At 58.9% G+C, this 25606-nt stretch carries 17 protein-coding genes; 7 read left to right on the forward strand and 10 right to left on the reverse strand.

Annotated elements, in window-relative coordinates; all coding sequences use genetic code 11:
- Positions 1-149 precede the first annotated feature (149 nt).
- Entirely contained in the window at positions 150-4448 is a 4299-nt protein-coding gene (locus ACZ5KU_RS28050) for an Lhr family helicase (protein ID WP_464736556.1), read from the forward strand.
- 132 nt (positions 4449-4580) lie between these two features.
- Here ACZ5KU_RS28050 and ACZ5KU_RS28055 read toward each other — a convergent pair whose 3' ends face one another.
- Positions 4581-6656 (reverse strand): mechanosensitive ion channel family protein, encoded by a 2076-nt coding sequence (locus ACZ5KU_RS28055; protein WP_464737440.1) that lies wholly within the window; start codon positions 6654-6656, stop codon positions 4581-4583.
- Between the two features lie 302 nt (positions 6657-6958).
- Here ACZ5KU_RS28055 and ACZ5KU_RS28060 point away from each other — a divergent pair, with 302 nt between their 5' ends.
- The 3 genes from ACZ5KU_RS28060 to ACZ5KU_RS28070 all read left to right on the forward strand — a co-directional run bounded on the left by ACZ5KU_RS28060 (position 6959) and on the right by ACZ5KU_RS28070 (position 9889).
- A complete protein-coding gene (locus ACZ5KU_RS28060; RefSeq protein WP_054062544.1) occupies positions 6959-7870 on the forward strand; it encodes a LysR family transcriptional regulator in 912 nt (303 codons plus the stop codon).
- A gap of 149 nt (positions 7871-8019) precedes the next feature.
- Positions 8020-9195, forward strand: a complete 1176-nt coding sequence (locus ACZ5KU_RS28065) for an AAA family ATPase (protein WP_206542424.1) — start codon at positions 8020-8022, stop codon at positions 9193-9195.
- Complete coding sequence (locus ACZ5KU_RS28070) at positions 9188-9889, forward strand: hypothetical protein (protein ID WP_081009827.1); 702 nt, start codon at positions 9188-9190, stop codon at positions 9887-9889. The genes ACZ5KU_RS28065 and ACZ5KU_RS28070 overlap by 8 nt, the downstream gene beginning before the upstream one ends.
- A gap of 2 nt (positions 9890-9891) precedes the next feature.
- On the opposite strand, the gene ACZ5KU_RS28075 is transcribed toward ACZ5KU_RS28070, so the two are convergent.
- Together ACZ5KU_RS28075 and ACZ5KU_RS28080 are read right to left on the reverse strand one after the other, a co-directional pair.
- Positions 9892-10995, reverse strand: a complete 1104-nt coding sequence (locus ACZ5KU_RS28075) for a tetratricopeptide repeat protein (RefSeq protein ID WP_464736557.1) — start codon at positions 10993-10995, stop codon at positions 9892-9894.
- The gene (locus ACZ5KU_RS28080; RefSeq protein WP_464736558.1) at positions 10992-13166 is read right to left on the reverse strand and encodes an ATP-binding protein; all 2175 of its coding nucleotides are present in this window, start codon (positions 13164-13166) and stop codon (positions 10992-10994) included. Before ACZ5KU_RS28080 ends, ACZ5KU_RS28075 begins: the two co-directional genes overlap by 4 nt.
- A gap of 330 nt (positions 13167-13496) precedes the next feature.
- Here ACZ5KU_RS28080 and ACZ5KU_RS28085 point away from each other — a divergent pair, with 330 nt between their 5' ends.
- The 3 genes from ACZ5KU_RS28085 to ACZ5KU_RS28095 all read left to right on the forward strand — a co-directional run bounded on the left by ACZ5KU_RS28085 (position 13497) and on the right by ACZ5KU_RS28095 (position 16321).
- A complete protein-coding gene (locus ACZ5KU_RS28085) occupies positions 13497-14279 on the forward strand; it encodes an MAC/perforin domain-containing protein (RefSeq protein ID WP_464736559.1) in 783 nt (260 codons plus the stop codon).
- Positions 14280-14293: 14 nt separating this feature from the next.
- Positions 14294-15394, forward strand: coding sequence for a hypothetical protein (locus tag ACZ5KU_RS28090; RefSeq protein ID WP_464736560.1), 1101 nt, complete (start codon positions 14294-14296; stop codon positions 15392-15394).
- A 90-nt stretch (positions 15395-15484) separates the two neighbouring features.
- Positions 15485-16321 carry a hypothetical protein gene (locus ACZ5KU_RS28095; RefSeq protein WP_081006021.1) on the forward strand — a complete coding sequence of 279 codons (837 nt, stop codon included), beginning with the start codon at positions 15485-15487 and terminating at the stop codon, positions 16319-16321.
- A gap of 437 nt (positions 16322-16758) precedes the next feature.
- On the opposite strand, the gene ACZ5KU_RS28100 is transcribed toward ACZ5KU_RS28095, so the two are convergent.
- The 7 genes from ACZ5KU_RS28100 to ACZ5KU_RS28130 all read right to left on the reverse strand — a co-directional run bounded on the left by ACZ5KU_RS28100 (position 16759) and on the right by ACZ5KU_RS28130 (position 24930).
- Positions 16759-18201, reverse strand: coding sequence for a hypothetical protein (locus ACZ5KU_RS28100; protein ID WP_464736561.1), 1443 nt, complete (start codon positions 18199-18201; stop codon positions 16759-16761).
- Between the two features lie 519 nt (positions 18202-18720).
- On the reverse strand, positions 18721-19290 hold the full coding sequence (locus ACZ5KU_RS28105; protein ID WP_464736562.1) for a hypothetical protein: 570 nt from the start codon (positions 19288-19290) through the stop codon (positions 18721-18723).
- 114 nt (positions 19291-19404) lie between these two features.
- The gene (locus tag ACZ5KU_RS28110; protein WP_464736563.1) at positions 19405-20481 is read right to left on the reverse strand and encodes a hypothetical protein; all 1077 of its coding nucleotides are present in this window, start codon (positions 20479-20481) and stop codon (positions 19405-19407) included.
- Positions 20478-21473: a ubiquitin family protein gene (locus ACZ5KU_RS28115; protein ID WP_464736564.1), complete on the reverse strand. Its 996-nt coding sequence runs from the start codon at positions 21471-21473 to the stop codon at positions 20478-20480. Before ACZ5KU_RS28115 ends, ACZ5KU_RS28110 begins: the two co-directional genes overlap by 4 nt.
- A gap of 303 nt (positions 21474-21776) precedes the next feature.
- Entirely contained in the window at positions 21777-22781 is a 1005-nt protein-coding gene (locus tag ACZ5KU_RS28120; protein ID WP_464736565.1) for a hypothetical protein, read from the reverse strand.
- 131 nt (positions 22782-22912) lie between these two features.
- Entirely contained in the window at positions 22913-23815 is a 903-nt protein-coding gene (locus tag ACZ5KU_RS28125) for a hypothetical protein (RefSeq protein ID WP_464736566.1), read from the reverse strand.
- A complete protein-coding gene (locus ACZ5KU_RS28130; RefSeq protein ID WP_464736567.1) occupies positions 23800-24930 on the reverse strand; it encodes a type IV toxin-antitoxin system AbiEi family antitoxin in 1131 nt (376 codons plus the stop codon). Before ACZ5KU_RS28130 ends, ACZ5KU_RS28125 begins: the two co-directional genes overlap by 16 nt.
- Positions 24931-25606 lie beyond the last annotated feature (676 nt).

Raw genomic sequence — 25606 nt, forward strand, 5'->3', positions numbered from 1 at the left:
GTACGGAAAACCGGGGGTTTCCCACTGGCGATAACCACAATCGTTGCATTTTGCGGGTTTTGGAGGCAATCGTCACGGAGAAAGTGCCGGGAGGCACGGTCGGCCGGTCCCGCTTGCAACCTGCGGCCGGCGGCCGCATAAAGGACAGTATGAACCTTCCCGAATCGGTCCCCGGCGCCCTGGCGGGTTTTCACCCGGCCGTCAGCGCCTGGTTTCGCCACACCTTCCCGGACGTCACCGCCGCCCAGGCCCGTGCCTGGCCGCTCATCGGTCAGCGCCGGTCGACCCTGATCGCCGCGCCCACCGGCTCCGGCAAGACCCTCACGGCCTTTCTCGCGGTGATCGACGAGCTGGTGCGCCAGGGCCTCGCCCAAGGTGGCAAGCTGCCAGCCGAAACCCGGGTGGTCTACGTCTCGCCGCTCAAGGCGCTCTCCAACGATATCCGCATCAACCTGCAGGAGCCGCTGGCCGGGATCACCGCCGAACTCGAGCGCCAGGGCCTGCCGCCCTTGCGGATCGATACCGCGGTGCGCACCGGCGATACCCCGGACCGGGAGCGTGTGCAGATGCGCAAGAGTGCGCCGCACATCCTGGTCACCACTCCGGAATCGCTGTATGTGCTGCTCGGCTCCGAGTCCGGGCGACGCATGCTCGCCAGCACCCGCACAGTGATCGTCGACGAAATCCATGCCATCGCCGCCAGCAAGCGCGGCAGCCACCTGGCACTGAGCCTGGAGCGCCTGCAGGCATTGTGCGGCGAACCGCTGCTGCGGATCGGCCTGTCCGCCACGCAGAAGCCGATCGACGCGGTGTCACGCTTCCTGGTCGGCACCCGGCGCCCCTGCGAAATCATCGATATCGGCCACGCCCGCCCGCGCGACCTGGCCCTCGAAGTACCCAGGGTGCCGTTGAGCGCGGTGATGGCCAACGACGTCTGGGAACAGGTCTACGACCGGCTCGCCGAACTGGCCCGCGAACATCGCACCACCCTGGTGTTCGTCAATACCCGGCGCCTGGCCGAACGCCTGACCCGCCACCTGAGCGAGCGCCTGGGCCAGCAGGCCGTCGCCGCCCACCACGGCAGCCTGGCCAAGGCGCACCGGCTGGAGGCCGAGCAGCGTCTCAAGCGCGGCGAGTTGCAAGTACTGGTCGCCACCGCGTCGCTGGAACTGGGCATCGACATCGGCGAAGTCGAGCTGGTCTGCCAGATCGGCTCGCCGGGCTCGATCTCGGCGTTTCTGCAACGGGTCGGCCGCTCCGGCCATCAGGTCGGCGGCACGCCCAAGGGCCGGCTGTTCCCGACCAGCCGCGACGACCTGCTCGAATGTGCCGCCCTGCTCGACTGCGTACGCCGCGGCGAGCTCGATGTCCTGCTGATTCCCCGCGCGCCGCTGGATGTGCTGGCACAGCAGATCGTCGCCGAAGTCAGTTGCCAGCAATGGCAGGAAGCGGCGCTGCTGGCGATGATCCGCCGCGCCAGCCCCTACGCCGAACTCGACGAACAGACCTACCAGGCACTGCTGCAGATGCTCGCCGAGGGCTTCAACAGTCGCCAGGGTCTGCGCAGCGCCTACCTGCACCGCGATAGCGTGGCCCGCACCCTGCGCGGAAGGCGCGGCGCCCAGCTGACGGCGCTGACCAGCGGCGGGACCATTCCGGACAACGCCGACTACGCCGTGCTGCTCGAACCCCAGGGGCTGAACATCGGCACCGTCAATGAGGATTTCGCCGTGGAGAGCATCGCCGGCGATGTCTTCCAGTTGGGCAACCATTCCTATCGGATTTTACGGGTGGAGACCGGCCGGGTGCGGGTCGAGGATGCCCAAGGCCAGCCGCCGAGCATTCCGTTCTGGCTCGGCGAAGCGCCCGGACGCAGCAACGAACTGTCGTTTGCCGTGGCGCGCCTGCGCAGCCAGCTGGACGAGTTGCTGGGGGCCACGCCGGGTAATCTGCGGCCGAGCCTGGACTGGTTGTGCCATGAGCTCGGCCTGGACCTGGCCAGCGCCGAGCAGATCGTCGAATACCTGGCCCGCGCCCGCCAGGCCCTCGGCGCGCTGCCGTCGCAGGATACCCTGCTGATGGAGCGGTTCTTCGACGAATCCGGCGGCACCCAGCTGGTTATCCACAGCCCCTTCGGCAGCCGGGTCAACCGCGCCTGGGGCCTGGCCCTGCGCAAGCGTTTCTGCCGCACGTTCAACTTCGAATTGCAGGCAGCGGCCAGCGAGGACGCCATCGTGCTGTCGCTGTCCACCAGCCACAGCTTCGCCCTGGAGGAAGTCTGGCGTTACCTGCGTAGCCAGAGCGCCGAGCAGATCCTCGTCCAGGCGCTGCTCGACGCACCGCTGTTCGGCGTGCGCTGGCGCTGGAATGCCGGGGTCGCGCTGGCCTTGCCGCGCTTCGTCGGCGGGCGCAAGGTGCCGCCGCAGATACAGCGGATGAAAGGCGAGGACCTGACCGCCTGCGTCTTCCCCGACCAGATCGCCTGCCTGGAAAACCTCGCCGGCGAACGGGAGATTCCCGATCACCCGCTGGTACGGCAAACCCTCGACGACTGCCTGCACGAAGCCATGGACAGCGAGGGTTGGCTGGCCCTGCTACGGCGCATGGAGGCCGGTGACATCCGCCTGATCGCCCGCGACCTGCCGGCGCCCTCGCCCCTGGCGGCGGAGATCCTCAACGCCAAGCCCTACACCTTTCTCGACGACGCGCCACTGGAGGAGCGCCGGACCCAGGCCGTGCTCAACCGCCGCTGGAGCGACCCGCAGAGTACCGACGATCTGGGCGCACTGGACGGCGACGCGATCAACGCGGTGCGGGCAGAAGCCTGGCCACAACCGGCCAGTGTCGACGAAATGCACGAAGCGCTGATGAGCCTGGCGCTGATCAGCGATGCCGAGGTGGCGGACAACACGCACTGGGCGGACTGGCTCCAGGCCCTGGCTGACAGTGGGCGCGCCACCCGCCTGCAACTACTCGACGGCCAGGGCGGCTGGGTGGCCCTGGAGCGCCTGGGCTGCCTGCGGGCCCTTTATCCACAGGCCGCACTGCAACCGGCGTTACAACCGCTGGCGGAATTCGAGCGCAACCGCGACCGCGACGAGGCCGCCGTCGAGGTGGTCCGCGCCCGCCTCAGTGGCTTTGGCCCGTTGTCGCTGGCGCAGATCGCCCGGCCGCTGGCCCTGGACGACACCACGGTGGCCCAGGCCCTGGCGAAACTGGAGGGAGAGGGTTATGTGTTGCGCGGCCGTTTCAGCCCTGGCGCCAGCACCGAACAGTGGTGCGAACGGCATCTGCTGGCGCGCATTCATCGCTATACGGTCAAGCGCCTGCGGCGGGAAATCGAACCGGTCAGCCTGCAGGACTTCATGCGTTTCCTGTTCGACTGGCAGCACCTCTCCAGCGCCAGCCAGGCCCGCGGCAATGCCGCCCTGCCAGCGATCGTCAGCCAGCTCGAAGGTTATGCCGCAGCCGCCGGCGCCTGGGACAGCGAACTGCTCAATGCCCGCCTGAAGGATTATTCGTCGAGCTGGCTGGATGAGTTGTGCCGCTCGGGCAAGCTGGTGTGGATGCGGCTCAACGCCCGCGGCAAGGGTGCGGCGATGACGCTGCGCAGCACCCCGGTCGTGTTGCTGCCGCGGCCCCAGGTGGCGCGGTGGAGCAGCCTGGCGCAACAGACCGCGATCGAGGAGCTGTCACCGCGCACCCTCAAGGTCCATGCCGCACTGAGCCAGCACGGCGCGTTGTTCTTCGACGAACTGCTGCACGAGGCCCATCTGCTGCCGACCGAACTGGAGGCCGCGCTGCAGGAACTGGTCGGCGCCGGGCTGGTGAACGCCGACAGCTTCGCCGGGCTGCGGGCGCTGATCACACCGGCCAGCAAACGCCAGGCTCGGGGCGCGCGGCGCGGGCGTGGGCCGCTGGTCGGCGGGATGGAGGACGCCGGACGCTGGGCCTTGTTGCGCCGCTCCCCGGCCGAGGCAACTGATCGCTTGCCGGAAGAAACCCTCGAGCATATCGCCAGGACCCTGCTGCGCCGCTATGGCGTGGTGTTCTGGCGGCTGCTGGAACGGGAAGCGGAATGGCTGCCGAGCTGGCGCGAGCTGCTGCGCACCCTCCATCGCCTGGAAGCCCGTGGCGAGATTCGGGGCGGGCGCTTCGTCAGTGGCCTGGCCGGAGAACAGTTCGCCTTGCCCGAGGCCATTCCCTTGTTGCGCGAGGTTCGTCGTCGACCCCTGGATGGCAGCCTGGTCGCGGTATGTGGCGCCGACCCGCTGAACCTGGCCGGCACCTTGTTGCCGGGCAGCAAGGTGCCGGCGTTGGCAGGTAATCGGCTGGTGTATCGCGATGGGATACCCGCAGCCGCCGAAATCGCCGGCAAACAGCTGTTCTGGCTGGAACTAGAGCAGCCGGCAGCGAATGAGGTCAAACAAAAGCTGATCCGGCATTAGAAAAGACTGAAGGGCCTCTTCGCGGATGAATCCGGCTCCCACAGTGTCAGCGTGGTTCGCAGGATTCATGCACGACGCGAGCACTTGTGGGGCCGGATTCATCTGCCAAAGGGCCAGGACAGGCACCCCGAATCACTGAGTCTGCACCCGTTCCCCAGGCAGCAGCACCGCCCCGCCTTCCGGTTTTGGCGCCACCTCTTCCTGCGGCGGTGTGCGGTTCGGCAACATCACCGTCTGTGGATAAGTCTGCGCGAAGTGCACCCAGGGGCTCTGATCCACCAGCTTCTTCAAGCGCTCGTTGAATGCCCGGCTCACCGCGTACTGCCCACCGGATACCGTGCGGAACTGTGCCGTCAGCACCACGCCATTCAAATCCATCCGGTCCACCCCGAATACCTCCAGCGGCCCCTGCAGGTTGAACTTGAGGAAGCTGTCCTCGCTGATCATCCGCCCGGCCTCGCGAATCAGCGCGGTGGCCTTGTCGACATCGGTGTCGTAGGTGAACTGCACCGAGAAGAAGGCAAAGGCGAATTGCCGCGACTGGTTGGTGACCGCCTTGATCTGGCCGAACGGCACCGAATGGACGAAACCCTTGCCGTCACGCAGGCGCAGGGTGCGGATGGTCAACCCCTCCACCGTGCCGGCGTGGCCGGAGTCGAGCACCACCCAGTCGCCGATCGACAGGGTGTCCTCGATGATGATGAACAGGCCGGTGATCACATCCTGCACCAGTTGCTGGGAACCGAAGCCGATCGCCAGCCCGACCACCCCGGCCCCCGCCAGCAGTGGCGCAACGTTGATCCCCAGGTTGGCCATGGTGGTGATGGTGCAGATCACCACGAGGATGATCTTCACCGCATTGCGCAGCAACGGCAGGATGGTTTTCACCCGCATGCTCGGCTGGCGCGAGGAGCGCGGGTTGATCGGCGGCTTCAGCGCTTCCTGGATCGCCGTGTCGAGCACCACCCACAGCAACCAGGTGGCCAGCAGGATCAGGCCGATGCGACTCAGAGCATCGCTGATCGCCCGCCCCACGGAGTTCTGGGCGGCGAACTCGTAGAGCGACAGCCCCCAGATCCGCCCGAGCAATTCGATGAAGGTCACCGCCAGGGCAATCCGCAACAGCGCATGCAACAGGCTCAGCAGACGCTCCTTGTACACGCTGCTGCGCTGGATCGCCCCGGCGCTGCGGCCCTTGAACAGGTGCTGGATGATGGTGCTGAGAAACACCGTGCCGATCAGCAGTACGGTGGTCAGCAAGGCACAGCGCAAGGCCTTCTGGCTGTCTTCGCCGGCACCGATCAGGTTCACCACCGAGACCAGCACCATCAGCAGGATCGGCCAGTACCACAGGCCGGAGAAGATCCGCAGCGACTCCTGCAGTGCCGGCTGGCGCAGGCGCTGGGCCAGGGGCCGATTGCGGATCAGGTGGGCCACCGGGCGACGCAGGCGGAACACCAGCACACCGAAACACAGCGAGGCGAACAGCCCGGTGAACACGGCGACGCTGCTGGTGATATTGCCGCCCAGTTGCCGGGCGATCTGCGGGCTGGTGAGCGCATCGCTGAGGGCCGCCAGGAAACCGATCAGGAACAGCGGGCGCGGACTGTAGCTGCGGATGACCCGCACCGCCTGGCGCTTGTGGCCAAGATCGAACAGCACGCTCAGGCACAGCAGCAACCCGGTGGAGAACACCCCGCTGCTGGTGGCATAGGCCAGGCACAGCGCCAGGGCGCGGCCCACCGAGACCGGCAGCAGATGACTGGCATAGAGGGTCAGCGGCAGGCTGGCCAGGGCTGGCAACATGTAGGGCAGGAGGTAGCCCACCAGCGAGCGGCCGCGTTCGCGATTGAGCAACAGTGGCTGGCGGTTAAGCCGGCGGGCGGCGAACCGGCCGAGCAGACTCAGCCCGGCGAAACTGCCGATCCACACCAGCGACAGCAGCAGGAAGTCGGCGGCCACGCTCCAGGGCGAACGCTCGACGGTCTGGCTGACCAGCCGATCCATTTCATCAGCCGCCCGGTCGGCTCGCAGGCGCCAGGCGTCCAGCAGGTTGTCGTTGAGGTCGAGCTTGTCCTGGACCTCCTCGATACTGGAACTGAGGGCGCCCAGCAGGCCACCCTGCACCAGCGGCTCGGGCGGAGCCTGGGGCGTGGCGGCGGGAGCGGCGCCAACTCCGCAACTGACGGCTAGCAGGAAGGTCGACAAGACGATGGCCAGCTTGAATCCGGGCACGGCGCAATTCCTCTTCGGCGGTCACTGTAAGGAACTGAGTCCCGCAAGACCGGCAAAGTTCGCTTGGGGTTCACCCGAGCGTTCCACCTGCGCGGACTCCATGGTTTTGCGCAAGGCTTGAGGGCGTGTTCGCGGGCAAGCCACCCTCCTACGGTTAGGGGGATACCCTCGTTTTGCGTTCGGCGCGGCCCCTGTGGGAGACGAAAGATTGCGCCAGCGGGCCAGTCGCGGTATTTCACTAGCCATTCCCCCTTGGGTCCCGGGTGCCATCCAGCATGCGAAGACAATTCGACGACATCCTGCTCGGCAGTATCGAGCTGTTCTGCCTGGCCGCCGAAGCCGGCAGTTTCACCGGTGCGGCCGCGGTGGCCGGCGTCACGCCGGCGGCCGTGAGCCGGTCGATCTCGCGCATGGAGCAGCGCCTGGGCGTGCGCCTGTTTACCCGCACCACCCGCAGCATTCGCCTGACCGAAGGCGGTCGGGCCTACTTCGAGCAGTGTCGACAGGCGCTGACGCAACTGTCCGAGGCCCAGCGCGAGGTCATGGGCAAACAGCAGGAGCCGGCCGGCACCCTGCGCATCAGCATTCCCACCACCTACGCCCACCATCGCCTGCTGCCCCTGCTGCCGGCCTTTCGCGCGCGCTACCCGGCAGTACAGGTCGAGACGCATATCAGCAACCGCAACATCGATTTCGTCGAGGAAGGCTACGACCTGGCGATCCGGGTACGGGTGCTGCCCGACTCCGGGCTGATCGCCCGGCATCTGGAGGATGCGGCACTGGTGGTGGTCGCCAGCCCCGACTATCTGCGCCGGGCCGGGACGCCGCGACAGCTGGAGGACTTGCAGGACCATGAGTGCATCCAGTTCGAACTGCCCAGCAACGGGCGGCGCATCACCTGGCTGTTCAGGGAAGATGGCAAGGACCGCGAGGTGCTGGCCGACAGCGGCTACTGCTGTTCGGAAGACGTGCTGGGCGGTGTGACGCTGGCCCGACATGGTGCCGGCCTGTTCCAGACCTACCGCTTCATCGTCGAGAAGGAACTGGCCGAGGGTTCGCTGGTGGAGGTGCTGCAGCCTTTCGCCGGCCGCTCGCGCCCTTTCACCCTGCTCTATCCCCATGGCCGGCACGTGCCGCTGCGGCTCAGGGCGTTCGTCGATTTTCTGCTGGAGCAGCGGTTTGGCTGAGGCAACACCGGAACGAAGGTGTCAGCTCACTGCTAGCTGAGAGCCAGCTCAGAACGTTGTACAGTACCCGACTGGATATGCACGCGTCCTGATAGGAGGGCACAGTGCCTGAGCCCAGTATCTCCGCCAACTTCAATGACAGGTACGCCATGATCGTCAAAACCATTCATGTTGATGGTTTCAAGTCCATCCATTCGGAAACGGTTGAACTAGGTCGTGTCAACTGTTTCATTGGCGCCAACGGCGTGGGCAAAAGCAATATCCTGGAAGCGATAGGAGTGCTGGGCTCCGCTGCCAACGGGGTTGTCGATGATGAGGCATTGTTGCGTCGTGGCGTACGGGCAGGGGTACCACGGCTGTTCAAAAGTTCGTTTACCACCAAACGGACCCCGGCGCATATCGGTATCAGTGCAGAAGGCTGCTGCGAACAACTTTACCGTGTCTCTCTGCTCAATCCTCTGGAATCGCCGGAGCCGGCGTGGACCTACAAGACCGAAGTCCTGAAAGATGGGGTTCAGGACATTGTTTCCGACGGTGTACGCAACAAGAAGAACCTCAATCCGCAAGCTGGCCTGGCGGCGTTGCGACTGGTCGAGATAGAACAGGCAAACCCGGCAGCGCAGTTGATGAAGTGCCTGCAGGAATATGCGATCTACTGCCCGAATACTCCGACTCTGCGCGGGACGGTACCGGACATGCAGCCACGGGCACCGGTAGGCCTTAGTGGTGGTCAGTTGGCTGAGGGTTTTTCAGAGCTGAGCAAGCTGCTTGATGACAGCGAGGTACTGGATGAAGTTCTTGAGTTGATCGACTGGGTTTCAGACGTCCAGGCCACGACACGGGGTTCAGCATTACTCTCCCCCAAGGTTCCGCGAACCAAATGGATGCTGAAATTCACCGATCGCCATATGCACAAAAGCCGCAACGAGTTGACAGCCTATGACGCCAGTGAGGGTGCCCTCTATGTCATATTCTGCGCACTTCTTTGTCTATTGCCGTCTGCCCCCAGACTTTTTGCCATCGACAACCTGGATCAGGCGCTCAACCCAAGACTGGTCGCACGCCTGACAGCACGCCTGGCCGGCTGGCTGAAGCACAACGGGCCAGAACGGCAAATGCTCTTTACCGCACATAACCCAGCGGTGCTTGATGGGCTGGACTTGTCGGATCCTGATGTTCGGCTGTTTGTCGTGGAACGTAATAGCGAAGGACTGACCCGGGTACGCAGGCTGGAGCTGTCAGACAAACTTCGGGCAATGAATGAGGAGTACCCGTTATCGCGCCTTTGGTTGATGGGGCACCTGGGAGGTGTGCCGAATGTCTGAGCTGCACATCGCTCTGATTGCCGAAGGGCCAACGGACTATGAGCTGATCAGCGCAGCATTGCGGGCCATTCTTCCGGATCCATTCCAAATGACACTGCTTCAGCCCGAGCCGAAACCGGGCTTGCGAGGAAATGGTTGGCCGGGTGTACTTAAATGGTGCAAGGACGCTGGTGAAAGGCATTGCGGCCCCCTGAGTTCGGACCCGACGCTGGAAGGTTACGACCTGTTCATCATTCATCTGGATACCGACGTGGCGCTCAAACGCTATGCCGACTGTGGCCCGGCGATAGAAGAGATGGCACGTCAGAAAAACTGGCGGCCGTTACCCTGCAACCAGCCTTGCCCACCGGTCGCGGATACCTGTGCACAACTCGAAGCAATGATGAGGAGTTGGTTGTCGCCAACGACACCAGACGCCAAAACCCTCTGGTGCCTACCGGCACAATCGACAGGAAGTTGGCTGGCAACCGCCATACTTCCCGAGGAGCATCCGCTTTGCGCTGACGCAGAATGCAACCCTGCGTTGGAGGATGCGCTGGAGCGACTGCCGAAAGCGAACCGCATCAGGAAAAGCGTTCGAGCCTATAGGGAGAACGCCGATAGTGTCCGCACGAACTGGGCACAAGTAAAAACACTGTGCGGCCAGGCTGTTGTTTTTGAAAATTCTCTACGCGAATATCTGAATCGTCCTTGAATTTACTCAGCGGACAAGTCTGACTGTCGGGATGAAGCATTCAAACTACTGATCAGAAGAGGCATGGTCGCCACGAAACCGAGTGCTTCGGCGTCGCGGCGGATTGCCCGCAACGCCTGGGCACTGACCTGATCGGTGTGTTGCAGCCACTGTGCCGCCGCACCGATCAGCCGTACATGGTGACGCACCCAGGCACAGGACGCGGACTCGGGCAGCAGCGCCATCTGCTGCCCGTGCCCGACGGCCTGCTCGAAATCGCCCGCGAGCAGGCAGACCTCGGCCGCGCTCACCCGAAAGCGCAGGGTGTTATGGGCCAGGCACGCCTGGTCCAGTAACGCCTCTCCCCGCTGCAGGGCCTGGCGCTTGAGGGCTGCATCATCCAGCATCAGGGCCTGGCTGCCATAGACCCAGGGGCCGATGTAGCGCTGCAGGTCGAAGCGCTCGACCCGCTCCACCGCTGCCAGGATCAGTGCCTGGGCCTGTTCGCGCTCGCCCTGGCACAGCGCCACCCGCGCCAGCCCCTCCAGCACAAGCACCTCGAAACGGCTGGCGCCCAGGTTGCGCGCCAACTCCAGGGCTTCGGACAGTTCCTGCTGCGCCCTCACCTCCTCACCCGACGCCAGCAGGACCCAGGCCGCCGTCAGCCGGGAGAACACTTCGGCGCGGTGGTTGCCGATCCGGCGGCTGCCGGCGACAGCCTGCATGGCGTCCTGCAGGGCCAGCTCCGGCTGTCCCAGATAAAAACGCGCCGAACCACGGGCACTGCGATTGGCCGCTTCCACCTGCACCAGCTCATGGCGCTCGCACAGGCGCACGCATTGGTCGAACACTTCGCAGGCCGTCTGCATGCTGCCCTGGGCATAGTAGGAATCGCCAATGCCGCTGAGGGCCTTGGCCTGGGTTTCCAGGTGCTTGCCGATCCGCGCAAAGGACAGCGACTCTTCGTGCAGGCGCCGACACTCGGCATAGTCGCCACGGGGGAAGTAGATATTGCCGCGCAGGTGATACAGCCGGGCGAGCGCCGTGTGCGCCCGCAGGCTGTGTGCCACCGGCAGGATCTGTTCGATCAGGCGCTCTTCTTCCTCCAGGCAGTCGAGGGTGTTCAATACCGAGGCCAGCCCCAGTGCCGCCTCGATGCGCTCCTCCCCCGGGCCGCCAGCATCAGCGCCTGTTGAAAGTGCGTGCGGGCCTGCAACGTCCGCCCCAGCCCCGAACACGCCTGGGCGCAACGGTGCGCCAGGTCGAAGCTGGCCTCGCCGCGCTTGCCCAGGCCCACCGCCTGCTGGCCGAGGGCGAGGACCGACTCGTACTGGCAGTTCTGCAGTTTTTCCGCCATGGCCAGCAGCAGCGCGTCGAACGCCTCCGGTGCGTTGGCCCGCAGCAGGTGCTGGGCACACAGCGCCTGGTCGCGCTGGCGGTAGAGCGAGGCCACCTCGCGGTGCAATTGGTCGCGCAATACCTGCGGCATCGCATCGTAGAGGCAGTGCATGACCAGATCGTGGACGAACCTGTAGCTGCCCGGCTCGACCTCCCGCAGCAGGCTCTGGCGCCATTGCGCCTCGGGCACGTAGTCGGGCTGGGCCAGCGCCTCGCGCCACAGCGCCAGCTCGAAACGGTTGCCGAACACCGCGGCGTAATGCAGGGCCCGGCGCTGCGACGGCGTGAAACGTTCCACCCGCGTCTGGATCAGGTGCCGCAGGCTGTCGGGGACAATCCGCTCCTGGCTCGACAACAACTGCGTCAGGTACAGCGGGTTGCCCTGGGCCCGCACCACGCAGTCGGCGCGATAGGCCGGGTCGACGTCGACGAACTGCTCGGCCAGTACCGTCGCCTCACGCGGGCGGATCGGCGCGAGTTCCAGAAGGCTCATGGGGCTGGCGCAACGCGGGCGCAGTTCGCTTTCCAGCGGGTCGCCTTCGGGGCGCGAGGTGAGCAGCCAGACAATCGGCGCTTCGCGGCTGGCATCGAGCAGCCGACCGAGCATCGCCAACAGGCCGCTGTCGCCCCAATGCAGGTCTTCGACGATGATCAGCAAAGGCTGCTGCACGGCGACACGCAACAGCAGTTGCAACAGCGCGTTGAACAATCCCTGCGAGCGCGCCTCGCCGCCCATCGCCGCGTACAGCGCCTGCTGTGCCTTGAACGCGCGATCGACGTACTGAACACCCGTGAGCATCTGCAGAAACATCAGCGACGGCTCGGCCAGTTTCAACCGGCTCACCGCCACCTCCAGGGCCTGTGCCTGAACCGGCTCCGCAGTCCCCAGGCCCAGCAGGCTGAGGACCAGTTGGCCGAGGGGCCAGAGGCCATGGTCCATGCCGAAATCCAGCACATCGCCACGATGACAGACGAACCCGCCCTGCCGGGCCATTTCGCAGAACTCGCTGACCAGCCGGGTCTTGCCGATACCGGCCATGCCACGCAGGTAAACCACATGACCGTCCTGGCATTCCTCGGCGGCCTCGATCACGCCCTTGAACTGCAACAGCTCGATCGCCCGGCCCACCAACGGCCGCGGCGCATTGTCGTCGAGGCTTCGCAGGCGCAGGCATTTGCGATAGCTGGGCAACACCGGGTCGGCCGCGGCGAATTCGAAGCGCAGGGCCAGTTGTTCGATCAGGTCCTGCGCGACATGCACCGGCGCGTTGCCATACAGGGAGGGAAACACATGGTGGACCTGGGCCAGGACCTCGAGCGGCATCGCCTCGTGCTCGCGCACCAGCCGCAGCACGATCCCGTGCCCGCCCCGGACAAACTGCTCGCGGCTCAACGCCAGGGCACACAGCAGGCCCCGTTCGCTGTCACTGCGGTAGGCCTGGGGCGAACCGAACCGGGCAATGACCAGGCCCTGGGCATTGCCGATGCAGACGCCACCAAACTGCTGGATCAACCGCTCGATGCCTTCGGTCAACGGCGCCGAACGCGCGCCTTCATCGGTGACAAAGCACAACTCCAGGACGTAGCGCGTCATCGCGTATTCCGGTGCCTGGAACAGACGCTCGTGCAGTTCGGCCATGGTGCTTTCGACTTCGGCCAAGGCCTCGGTGGCCGATTGCCCCAGCAGGGTGCTGACGTCGACATCGAAGGCTGTCGCCAGGTGGCGGGCCGTTCGATACAGCACCGGCTTGCCGGTTTCGGCCCGCTTGATGGAGGCGATGGAGACGCACAGATGACGATTGAGGCAGGCTTCGGCGAGGGTTTCCTGGCTCAGGCCATGCTGCTTGCGCAGGGCCTTGAGCAGGCCGCTGTCGAGCAGGACCCGACCATCGGAAAGCATCGGCTCGACCCTCGGCACGACGGAAAGCGGAAGATCTCTGGAGTCCATGTCGATAGCCCCGAGCGCCCCTCACCCTGGGCGGGCTCGCCAATGAAAGCGCCGGGATATCGGTGTAGGGCAATACCAAGTTGCTATCAGCCGGCTGTCGCGGGAGTGTACTCCAGCACCGCGACCACGTTAACCCACTGGTGCGGCAGTTTGGTCAGCTCGCTGATACCAAACTGATACTGCACTGAGACCGCTCTGGACTATCTGGCATTGGCCCCTCTCCCGATACTGGGCCCCATCAATTGGCCCCAATTGATACAACCTGGACGAAAGGAGCCTGCAATGAGCGGCGAGTTGACAGACATCAGTGGTTCGCAGCTGTTGGGACTGGGCCTGAACAAACTGGACTGGGCCGGCGACAGCAAGGAATGCCAGAAGGTTGGCGATACCGAGTTCGGCAAGCAGCCGATCAAATGCCTGGAGCGCACCTACAACATCGGCAAGCACGTCACCCTCGACCTGGTGACCCAGGAAGACTATTTCACCGAGAGCTTTTCCTCCCATGAGGAATATGAGCGGCACAGTCAATCGAGCGTCGAGGCCAAGGGCAGCTATGGCGCCTTCTCGGCCGGCTTCAAGGCCACCTTCGGCAGCGATATTTCACAACTCCAGGAACACGAGGCCGCGCTCTACAGCCACACGGTACGTTTGTGGAGGCTGAGCCTGGCGGTCAACCCCGACAACGCCACCGAGGTGTTCAAGAGCCGGGTCACGGAACTGCCCGAGGTCTTCGATCCGGCTGACGCCCGGAAATTCTTCAATTTCTTCGTCGACTTCGGCGTCGACATCGTCAAGGAAGTCGTGGTCGGCGGGTCGCTGAACTACGCCATGACCGCCTCCAAGAAATACCTGAGCAACAAGACCAGCCTCAAGGCGATGCTCGAAGCCGAGTACGGGGCGTTTGTCAGCGCCACAGCCTCGACCGCGACCACCGAGGAGGTCAAAAGCCGCATCGCCAACCGTCAAAGCCGGCTGACCACCTGTGGGGCACACACTCCATCGACTTCAGTTCGATCAACCCTCAGAACTATCAGCCGGAATTCATCAAGTGGCGCCATTCCCTGATCGATAGTCCACGGGTGGTGGAGCTCAAGCTCTCCCCGATCTATCTCTTCGTCAAGGATGGCCCGCGCCGAACGGCCCTGGAAGATGCCTACCAGTGGTATACCAGCTACAAGGCCGAGATCGATGCGACCTGGTCCGAGTCGGTGATTGTCATCGGCCGCGACAGTCGTCGCAGTTCGCCCAATGCGGCTGCCAACGGCCCGGCATTGCGTGCGGTGTTCATCGACAACAAGAGCAAGCAGACCAGCGAAGCCGTGCACTACCCACCGGCGGCCGATGCCGCGCCACAAGCCTTCGAGAAGTTCTGGGACGCCATGGCACTGCTGCTGAACGGGAAATCCGAGCACAAATTGCTGCTGACCACCGAACGCTGGCCGCGCGACAGCCGCTACTACCCGAACGCCGCCATGCGTGAAGCGCTGCTGGTCCACGGCGCCACGCAAGCCACCCTGACGCGCTGGGAGATCCTGGTCAGGAGCATGCAGCCCAACTTCCTGGCTGGCCTGACCTACGCGCTGGCCGGCAACAACCTGGAAGATGCCGGTGTGGACGGCGTGATTGCCGGCTTCGGCGACGCGGGAAAAGACCTCAGGCCACGAGTGAAGATCAGCGCACGGCTGTCCCACGATTCCTTCGGCCGGGTGAAACTGGTACAGACCGCCAAGGTGCTCGAAGACACGCAAACCGTCCTCTACCGGTTGCACAACAACACCGGTGACCATCCGGTACTGGTCGCCGACCCGCAGAACAAGAGCCGGATCGCCATGCAGAAAACGGATGCCAGCAATCCAGGGCAGCTCTGGTACATGAGGGAACTGGAGAAGCCCTACCCGGAGATCAACCATCCGATCCTGCTGATCAACTACGAGACCGGCAGCCTCCTGCAAGGCATGCAGGACCAGAGCGATTGCCGCCTGCACCCGATAAAACCGGGGCGCCAGGAGGACGACGTGATCTGGGACCGGCGTGGCGACGACATCTTCCACCTGCTGATGGTCTACCACCATGGGGCCGGCCTGTGCCTGACCCAGGTTGAAAAACGCGCAGCCGTTCGCCGCTGGCGCGAACCCCATGGCATGGACTGGTTCCGCGTGCAGCAACAGCCGCAACGTTAAAGAGGTAAGCTCACCGATCCGGCACGACCGCCGGATCGGTCCCTCGATCAACCGGCCTGTTCCCAGCCCCCGACCTGGATGGTCCCTGTCATGATGCAGTTCTTCAACAGCATTTCCTTCATCGAGGACGGCGCCCAGCAGCCGCTCGATACCAACAAGTTCCCGTTCCTGTACAACGATCAGGGCCTGGCAGTCCCCTGCAGCGAACCTCGTGGTCACCTGATCGAGCTGGCGCCGACCAGACCCGAGCTGGAGCTTGGCCATAAATACACAGGCATCGGCAGCAAGCCACGCCGGGTGCCTACGGCCTGCGGTTCCTATGAAATCACCGAGTTCGACTTCCATGCCAGGGAGGTCTGCTACAAACCGCTATGGGCCACGGAGGAAACGGCCCAGGCCTTTGGCATGACCCTACTGCGCAGTGGCGAATGCATCCGCTTCGAATACGAGCAACTGATGATCGCGCAGTACACCTACGGCAAGTGGGCAGGTCATCAATCGCCCTATCTCGGGCCGGAGCGCCAGCGCGAGTTGCTCAACTACAACCCGACCGACCTCGAGTACCACAACTTCGCCCACGTGTTCCTGGCCCGCTATACCCGGCTGCCGCTGGTCATCAGCGTGGCGCGCTGGCGGCCCTACGTGAACCAGATCGAACTGGCCGACCTGTGGGTCAAGCCGGGCGACGCGCTGGTGCTGCCGCCCAAGACGTTTCCTGCCCCGCCGCCGCCCGGGACGAACACGTACCTGAGCGTCGTCGACATGCACGGCAACCGCAACTCGGCCTTGGCCTGCTGGTTCCAGGGCAACGAGGATTGCCTGCCGACCGAAACCATCCTCGCCACCCCGGCACTGATGGATTCCGATACGGGCCGCCCGCACTACCACGAAGAGAAGACGCCGACGCGCCACGAATCGCTGCTGTAGACGTCCTGCAAGCCCGGGCCTGGGCTTGTGCGAAAGTTCAGGACGGGCATGTGGGCCGATCAATGGCTTTGCAGCCGGCAATAAAAAAGCGAAGCCAGGTTGCTGGCTTCGCTTTTCAGGTTCTCAGTGCTGGATAAGCAGCGGCCTAGAACGGTTCTATTCATCCAAAATCGTCAACAACCCAGATTTCCCCTGTGAATCAACACATTAAAAATCAGCTACGCATCATTTTCCAAAAAAGCGTAAACACCACCAAGTTTTGAAGCACCGTTGTTTACACTTTTCTACCAGGCTGAAGCCGGTCGATCACCTGGGTTAGCCCAGAAAGGGCGGGCTTGCCAGCCAGGGACTAGACCCAGCTCTGCCGTGGCTTATGCAGGTCAAATGACAAGGGGACGAACGCCCCTTGTCAATGCACCGATTGTTTATTGCCAATTTTAAACCGGCAGGTTCGCAATCACCGTTTTGAACTCGGACGTCAGATGAAGACCATGAAGAGTTCCAGCTGGCGCAGCAATCACAAGATCAAGAGATCGCTGCAAATGCACATTAGAGTACTTAGACTTGAGGACAACAGCCAGATCTCTCACCCGTTTATCTGGAGTTGAGCGAGAAAGCGGACTGGTGAACTCCGGATCAAGGAAGAGCTTTACAAACTCCACGGATTCAGCCTCAGTAAAATTATTCACATATTTTGAATAATATGGAACCGCCTGCTCGTCCACACCTTGCCTGTATCCATGCCCATTGCCAACGTAGCAAATCGATACAATTTTCACCCACTTAGCCCTAGCTGCTCGTGGAATTTTACCCGTTGCCGGCAAGCTAGCCATGAGAGCTTTTGCATGCGGGTACTCATTGTAAAAATTATTGGAACCAAAATGGGCACGATAAAGATTATCCAGCTTTTCAATCAGCTCTTCAGCAAGACTATCCTCATCTTTGTAAGCCGCTCCTCCTACGGTTTCGAGGAACTTATTGCAGGCTTCCTTCTTTGAGACTTCACCATTTTTACGTAGCGTTCCGAATCTTGCGCCGATCTCATACTTTCTATCTTCAGTAGCCGCTACCCAAACACGGGGGCTGATACCTTCGATATTGTCACGAGCATGCTGGGCGGACTTATCGTCTAAGTAAATACCGAATAAAGTCCAAAGGAAGTCATCGATACGCTCCTGCGGCTGCTTCGCAAGATCATCACAGATTGCCCCGAAGTCAGAAGAAGGGAGTGCGATAGTACGAATATTTTGCAGAAGCTGCTTAATGGATATTAATGAATGGTCTGGCTGTGCTGTGATTGCGTGTTTTAAGCAGACGGTAAGCCAGCCAAGCATCTCATAGCCATCAATTACACTGTCGTTAGGATGCGCAGCACTTGCATGATTTCGCATGTAGTTTACATGCTCAAGACGCTGATAGTTGACATCTGTCACGAGCCCGATTCGACGACAACCCTCTAGCAGATCGTGCTCACTAATCTGATCAATTTCTTCTGGCTTCGAGAGATTCCTATATCGCGAACTAATCTTCTCCGCAACCGAATAGAAATATTGAACATCAAAAGCAATTACCTGAAGGCGTAACGCTTTTACTGTCTCATCCCAAAGATAGTTGAGCGCACCATCAAACAACCCCGCCGCAATGGCTATTGTGAAACGCGACAGGTAATGAGACTTTGCTCTGGTTTCGTATGGTAGTACATCAAGGGCGTCGGATAGCTGCGTGATGATTTTTTTACGCTCTGCGATTGGCGCCACAACGTCTGAAACAGGAAGCCCGATGCTGGAAAGATATCCCTCAAGCTGAACATTTAGCTCACCAATCGGAGAAACCAACTGCCCCACGTCAATGGCCACCAGTTCTGTTTTGCTTCCACTCATTGCATTCCCCTAGCCAAGCCTGATCAGGGCTTCCCTATGTGAGTTGACCGCGTAGTGCGAGGTAAATTGTGATTGCATCCACTGGGTCATCATGCCCACAGCAGTTACGACCTCCCCTCTACAGACAGGCGCGAAGACCCAGATGGCCGGTCACACACTAAAGGTGAATTGGTTACATGTCCATCTTTCACAAACGGTTCAGTTGCGGACCCAACGGCGGCCCGTATCGCTGACGACGACCAGCGCCTGGCAGGTGAAATCAGAAAGGGATTCCGCTATTAATGATGCTCTACGCTCCTTTGGATATGACGCAAACTCCAACTTCCGATCAAGCCACTGCGCGGAATGAGCCTCGGGACTATTCAGTTCGTGGCGCGACTCACCTGATATAGTCTTATCCCAGCGCGACCCGCAGGGCAGAAAGAAAAGTGAATAGGGTAAACCTCCTTACCCTTGTCAGATTTACCCTAACAGTTTTTCATAACGCACAATCCATCAAGGGATTATATTGTCTACTCATCACCCTCTAATCGACGAAGCCAAAATGCTACGTTCAATTCTAGACAACAGCAGTGGGGACAACTCACCGCTAATTTTGCATATCCCCGTCCTGGAAAATCCCACCTGACCGCTCAGACTGTTATGCCTAACGGAATAAGACGCAGATTCGACAGTAACGCCTTCCAATCCAAAGCTATCCAGATGTTCTTTATTCAACCCAACCTTCGAAGCCAGTTCTACACGCCCTACAGCAACGATACTTGGAATTCCCCCAGACATTTTTATGGAGCTTAATAATATCGGCGAGAATCCCGAAATAGCATTCAAAACTATATTTTCAGTTACTAAAACAGGCTGACAAACAAAGCCAAACCCCACCACATTTTCAAGGCAATTTAACATCTCCTTGGAAGATCTAGGCGGATTCTCCAATCTTAGCAACAACTTATCCTCTCCGACTATCTGTGCTTTCTGACGATTAGTAGAAAAAAACTCACTTCTCTGCTCCTGCCCATCAACATCAATAGATGTTGCGTACAACGGGGTACGCCAGAAAAACTCAAAGGAAGAGGATGCTATATCCGTCATAAAGCTGCGCGTCTGACCGTCGTCTTGACGATAAGCGTCTAGACGAGCAAACGTCTCTGCCAATGGCCTAGGGAATCTAATCGTATACCATTTGTACCTAGCTAACATAGCGCCTCACTTTGAGCCCGTATGTGTCTGTACAATTAATTTGGCAGCTGCCTCGACGGCCCTAGTTAGCTCTTCAATCTCGAGTGCCATAGGGGGACGATATTTAGTGAACTTATTATCAGTATTAGGGTAGACCGTTTTTAACAAAACAGAGAAGCCTTCACAGTTCCTAGGGTCTGCAAACGACGCCTCCATTTTATAAACATCACCATTCCCCATCACGCGCTTGGCCAACCAACAAATTTTGACAATATAATAATCGTCTGCGCCAACCAGATCCTGGAGAATGGAAGATCTGGTCACTCCGTTTCCGCGTAGAAGCACCTTCTCAATATGAGTTTCATCATCATCCGAAGACAAATCCTCATCTGAGTCCTTTGCCGGTTTCGGTTTATACACATATACATCAGTTACATCCCTGCGAGAAAATCCATTCATCTTACTCATCAATTCGATGAAAAATTCTGTACGACTCTTCGGCGATGGGATGTGGAAAAGCGATACAGTAAATTTCTCAACGGGCTGATCCGACTTGGCCTCGACCCCATTGGCTAAATCATCTCGTAGCCCGTTAACAAATTCGTTTTGAGGCGCCACGATTGTGTAGCCGAGGTCGGTCTTGCGGATGTTTATCACCGCATCTTTAACAATCAACTGGGAGAACTCAGATTTTTTATAATCATATCTAGAGTACTGAACCTCTAAGATAAAGTCGTCCCCATTTCGAGTTACCTTTGCAACATCCCCAACCTTAAGAATCTGTTTCTTTAGATCCTCAACCGCGGCCTGCACTGACTCAGGTTTTACGTCGCCCACCAACTCTACTGTAGTAGCTCGCTCGCGACGCGGTGCAACACCGAGCTTTGAAGAAATAATTTTATGGTCATAGTAGTCGTGTGTAAGCCTGGAAAAATGCTCTGCCAAGTCATCTCGCTCGGTCTTTTTAGAAACAATCGTGTTTCGATTTCTAAAGAGCTGAGCGATTGTAGCCGAGTCAACCTTATGCTTCTGCACCAGTGCATCAAAGACATTCTTGTCCGAGGCGAAGTATAGGGCGGGACCGTAATTTCTATTTTTTTTCATTCTCTCCACCCCATCCACCCAGGACTGTAACCATCAACCATTGCGGGAATAGTGGTTATCTTAACGTCGTCCAGCACTTGCTCCCGGATAGGATCGAATCCCCATACCCTTGCGTACTTTTCTTTCGCCGCATTAAAATTTGCAACTAGATTTTTATGGGGATCACGGGCCGTTACACGCACCTGCACCGTCTTGTTTGACTCGAGCATCTGATAGCGAGACAAGCTATCCAGAAAATACTCAAACTCCGCAGATGATGCCCCCGTGCGATTATAATAAACCACATAGCCAACTTGTGGATTATCTTCAGCCCCCTTGTGCTGAATAATCACGTAAGGACTGGTGAGCGCCTCAACCGTTGCAGGCTGTGCCCATACATCGCCTTGGCGATGCCTCATAACCAAATCGGGATAGTAGAAAGAATATTCTGAGGATATCTTCTTCTGCGCAATCAAACGCATGATATCGTTCCCAATACTCACCATCCGCAGAATGTCATCAGGCCCAAGCCAATGCAGACATACATTCTCGGGAATAGGAATTGAGTCGAAACCTACCTTCTCAATCAGGCTTGAAAAAGTCGCTCTGTATTCATGATCGTGATTATGCACGAATAGGAGACCGCGAACCTCGTACTCCTCGGAGGTATCTATGCTGAAGGTGTCGCACCAAGATTGCGACTGCCTTGCGCACTCAATAGTCATTCCAAGAGACTTAAAGGCATCTCTTATTTTGCTTTTTGTTATGGAGTCCTTTGCATAGCTTTTTAAATCCGTATGCAGGTATATTGTGGACCCCAAATACGGATCTTGATAGTGAAAAATCAGATCGCAGGGATGTTGAGTCTTAGGGTCCCCACTAGGTGTTTGATGATGCGGGCAATGGCAATCAAAATTCTCGTTGGTCCGAGGTTTAATTTCCCAAAAAAAGTAGGAAAAAATATCATCAACTAATTTTTCGGCAATTTCGCCAATGTTTACTGTTTCGGCCATCACGCATCCCTACAGAAGTCAGCCATCGTACAGGCGTAGGGCCATCATAGCAGCATCTGCACCCTTCGAGCGGTCCTTCGAGCCATAGCGCAAAGGCCTGCTCCATCCCCGTAAAAATCGAGCCCCGATCAGCTTCAAGGCTTCCTGTCAGTACCTTCTACCCTCAGGATAGCCATGCTGGCAGGCGGAGTACGTCATCCCTCCAGATGCATCCGAGGAGCCGAAAATCATGAGCGTCGCATCATCCGTGAGGACTCATCTCAGAGGCACTCAACCTTCATAGCCTCTCCGGGCCGCACGCTACTACTGCTCTTCCTTCGGCTCGGGCTTAGCCGGTTGAAAATAGTAAACCCCTTTCGCCTGAAGCTCATCAGCAACATAACTAGGGATCGCTAATCCTTTCAAAATGAAATCAGGCGCGTCCCCCTCGGCAACGTGATTATGTAAACCGTCATTATGGTGTCGTATAGTCCGCGAAAACTCTAAAAAGGTACTATCCGGCTTACCTGAATTTGGATTTTCGCACAAAATACAAAACGCTTCGACTAACCGCCAATGCCCGTGCAGCATTGGCTTTTGATTTGGATCTTTATGGCGATGGTAAAGATTGGTCAGAATTACCAAATCGACCCTGGAATAGGTGGATGCATCGGCATATGACTCGAGGGTAAAAAGCCCTTGCGAACCGTAAAGATAGGAGTGCCACTTCTGCATATCCATCGCATCATCGCACCCAACAACCAACACATTAAGCTCTCTATCTGGCGTATTGGGAGGAAATTTCTCATGAGCTGAAATTAGAAAATCCTTTAGATTATTATCCATGTGCCTTTGCCGAGAAAGCACATGGCCGTCGCTTGAGAACAGCCCCTCGAGATCCAAAAAAACGGCATCATAATCTGCCAACCGCCCAAGAGCACCAATTTTAAAACCATCAAGCTCATCAATGGCATGCTTCTTAGAGAAATCAGCACACTTCACTTCTACGTTGTACTTCAAGTCGCCAACACGGAACGAACAGTCTACGTCTTTCGGCGGATTTACCTTTTCCTCGTAAACGAAGGCATCAGGAAAAAATTTTGCAAAATGAGTACAGACGGTTAGCTCCACAGCCGCTTGAATGTAGGCTTGCTCGGAGACGCTATCAGACTTTAGGCCAAGCTTTTTAAAACACAATTCCTCTCGCTCTGCATAACTCAGATGAGGGGCCAAATCATTTAGGGCCACCACTAGGCCGTTGGCGTATTCTTTTGTAGATACGAATCTACTTTTCAGATCGAACTGAAAATTTTCCCGTTTTAATTTCATGCCATTTCCTTATTATAACTGCGCGAGTTCGAAAGCCTCATTTGTCTTCCTACTTGCCTAGCTGGAAATAGCAGTGAGGCATGGGGCCGAATATGGCACCATGCTCCATGCTGCCCAATCGAGTAACCGCCTTAAGCATCCGTTAATTGGGTGTCAATTTCCGCCAGCAAGCTCTGAATTAACCCTGCTGCAAAACGCTGTCGACCCACAAGCTCATCCTCTTCCTCGTCGCCGTAGAAACGCGCGTAGGCGACTGCTCCTACCTTCTCGAAGCCCTCACTATGCTGGTCATCCCCAAATCGCCTGGCAAGAGCCGCTAACCCATCCCGCACCGCCTCTGGGTGCTGTTCCGAACGAATACGCTCGACAAATAGGGCTGCGACTTCCTTGATCGAGCCTGAGTACCTCACAACATGAATGAGGTCGGCGGCATCCTTCCTCTCCTGACGCTGATCCAGAGCCAGTGCCTTCAAGATTACGAACGCAGGCACATCTGCAAATCGCACAACATCTACTGACACTCCATCACCATCCAGGAGTTCGGCAGAAATCTCCATCTCCTGATACCAGTCGTGGACAATTCGGGCGTGCTTGATTGTCAGTGCCGATACCCTTTCTCCGTCGACGTTGATGGACCTACCTGGCGCCTCATCACCTGCGTCTCGAAGAAGCTCAACGACGACCTCGATATGCTCGCTAACCCGACGACGCCAGCGCCACGATGCTGCCTGTCCCTCTTCGACCCAGCGGGTGAAACCGCGAGCATTTAGCTGTTCCGCGAGGCTGGCGTATTCGTTGCCAGCAGCCAACACCTCAAGATTTAACACAATGTCTACGTCTGAAGTGCCCGCATGCATCGGAACGTCTGGTGGGGTCGCAGGAGTGAGGTAGCGAGGAACAAGGCCTCCGACAAGTCTCAGCGTCTCCTTCAGATTCCCAAAAGCGCTCAGCAGCGTGAGTAACGTCCTCTCACATGCCGAAGTAACATCCTGATCGTATCCATCCGCTGTACGAGGCTTTAGTCCCGTTGCCATAATGACTCCAATTTCTCTCTTAGATGGTCTGCCAGTTCTTTGTTTCTGCCACGGCCATCCAACAAGTCCAAGTACAAGATGTAGGCACTGGCAAAAAATGCAGGGTGATCTGGATGTCTGTAACGGTAGAGCAAACTCGCAGGTTCTCGCTCGATGAGCGTGACGTTTGCCCCCTTGGTGACTGGCTTCAGCCCTACCATGTCAGCCATCCTTTCTGCATAGCCTTTTGGCACGATGATTTCCACACCATCAGTGCTAGTCAGCAGCGGAGCAACGACATTAGCAGCAGAGGCCCCAGTAAACGCCCACGGAAAGTCGACTCGGGCGCGATCTATGCGATCAGCCAAGTGAGCCAGCATGTGCTTGGGGTTTTCAACGAAGGTGTACCACTTCGTCTGCTTCTCTTTGCGCTCTTGCCATTGCTCAGCCCAAGCATCTAGAAGCTTTTCAGGGCGAACGAGCATTCTGCGCTTACTCGGTCCTCCACCAGTAGACTCCACCCATTCACGCAACGTCAGCTCTTGCAAAACCACAGAGCAGGTATACGGAGAGGTCTCAGCCTGCTCTGCTAACTCCGCGCCTGTCAGCCATGCGTTTGCATGCATCAGAAGGGCATGTACCACACTCCCACGTGCGTCGGTGAAAAGGTCTACGCCGTGTGAGTAACTTTTTAGGCGCTTGGAGGGCTTATTGATACTGATAAGCCAAGTCTCGTGCCTCAGGTGAAGGCTGCCCCCCAGATCGAAGAAAGCTATGTTCTCGGCCTTCAGTTCATCCTTTGCTCCAGGGCTTAACGAACCAGCAGCCAGCATCCCAATAGCGTCGTGTGCCTGGTCTTGGTAGCGCATGTATCTATTCAGCGACCATACGGCGTCCCTAATGTCTCGGGGGTAAACGTCCTTTTTGACCTCGACATAGACCACCAGCATTTTGTAGGGGGTTTGGATCTCGATTAATCCATCTGGCTCGGAGTCAGCTGACGAAGCAAACGGCATCCCCTCTACACGTCGTACGATGGCATCGGGTCCCAAGGCCTCGTCGAGAGTCCTCGTTAGCTCCTCTAGGACAAGGTTCTCGAATTCGAATCCACCCGATTGACGATGATATTGATCCATTTACCTTAGCCTCATGTGCCTTTTTAGCTGCACAGCAAATATTGTCGCATCAGCTAATCTTAGGTCTAAGGTTATCATTAGCTGACCAGCTAACAAACCATTCTAGGCTAAGGATAAGGCTTCCCCGCTGCCTTAGGTTGTACTCCTACTGGCGTGAAAGGAGCTAGCGGGGCAATACTGCGATTGAGGGTAGCCTACGGCCACCATCGCTATGGCTCGCCACTGATTAGCCTAGGGGGCTTAGACTTCCTGCTTATCAAAACTACCCTGATTGCTACAAATGACCTTCAGCGCGAGGCAGTGGCCTTTACGATTCCGGAGCGTGATTGGGCACACCTAAAGGAGTTCTGGCAGCGTGCGGAGGTGCTTCGCTCGACTCGGTTTGTCCAAGAGCAACGCGGCGGCTCCATTAGCATCAAATCGAGCTTGGGTCATCCAGTGCGCCTGGGCAGCGAGCGACTTGATGAAGAGCTCATATGGGCGATCTTGCTGAAGCTTCGCCCATTCGTTCTCCAAAATGAGCGCTGCCACCTTCCATCAATCCTGAGGATGCTCAAACGACACCTGAGGCACCGGGCGCTTCACCGTCATCTGGATGAACTCAGCGATGCCTGAATCGCTCCTAGTTCCGTAGACACCTCTAAGCCTCACAATAAGTCCCAGATAGAAGGAGCCA

The sequence above is a fragment of the Pseudomonas sp. Tof1 genome (genome assembly GCF_055390395.1).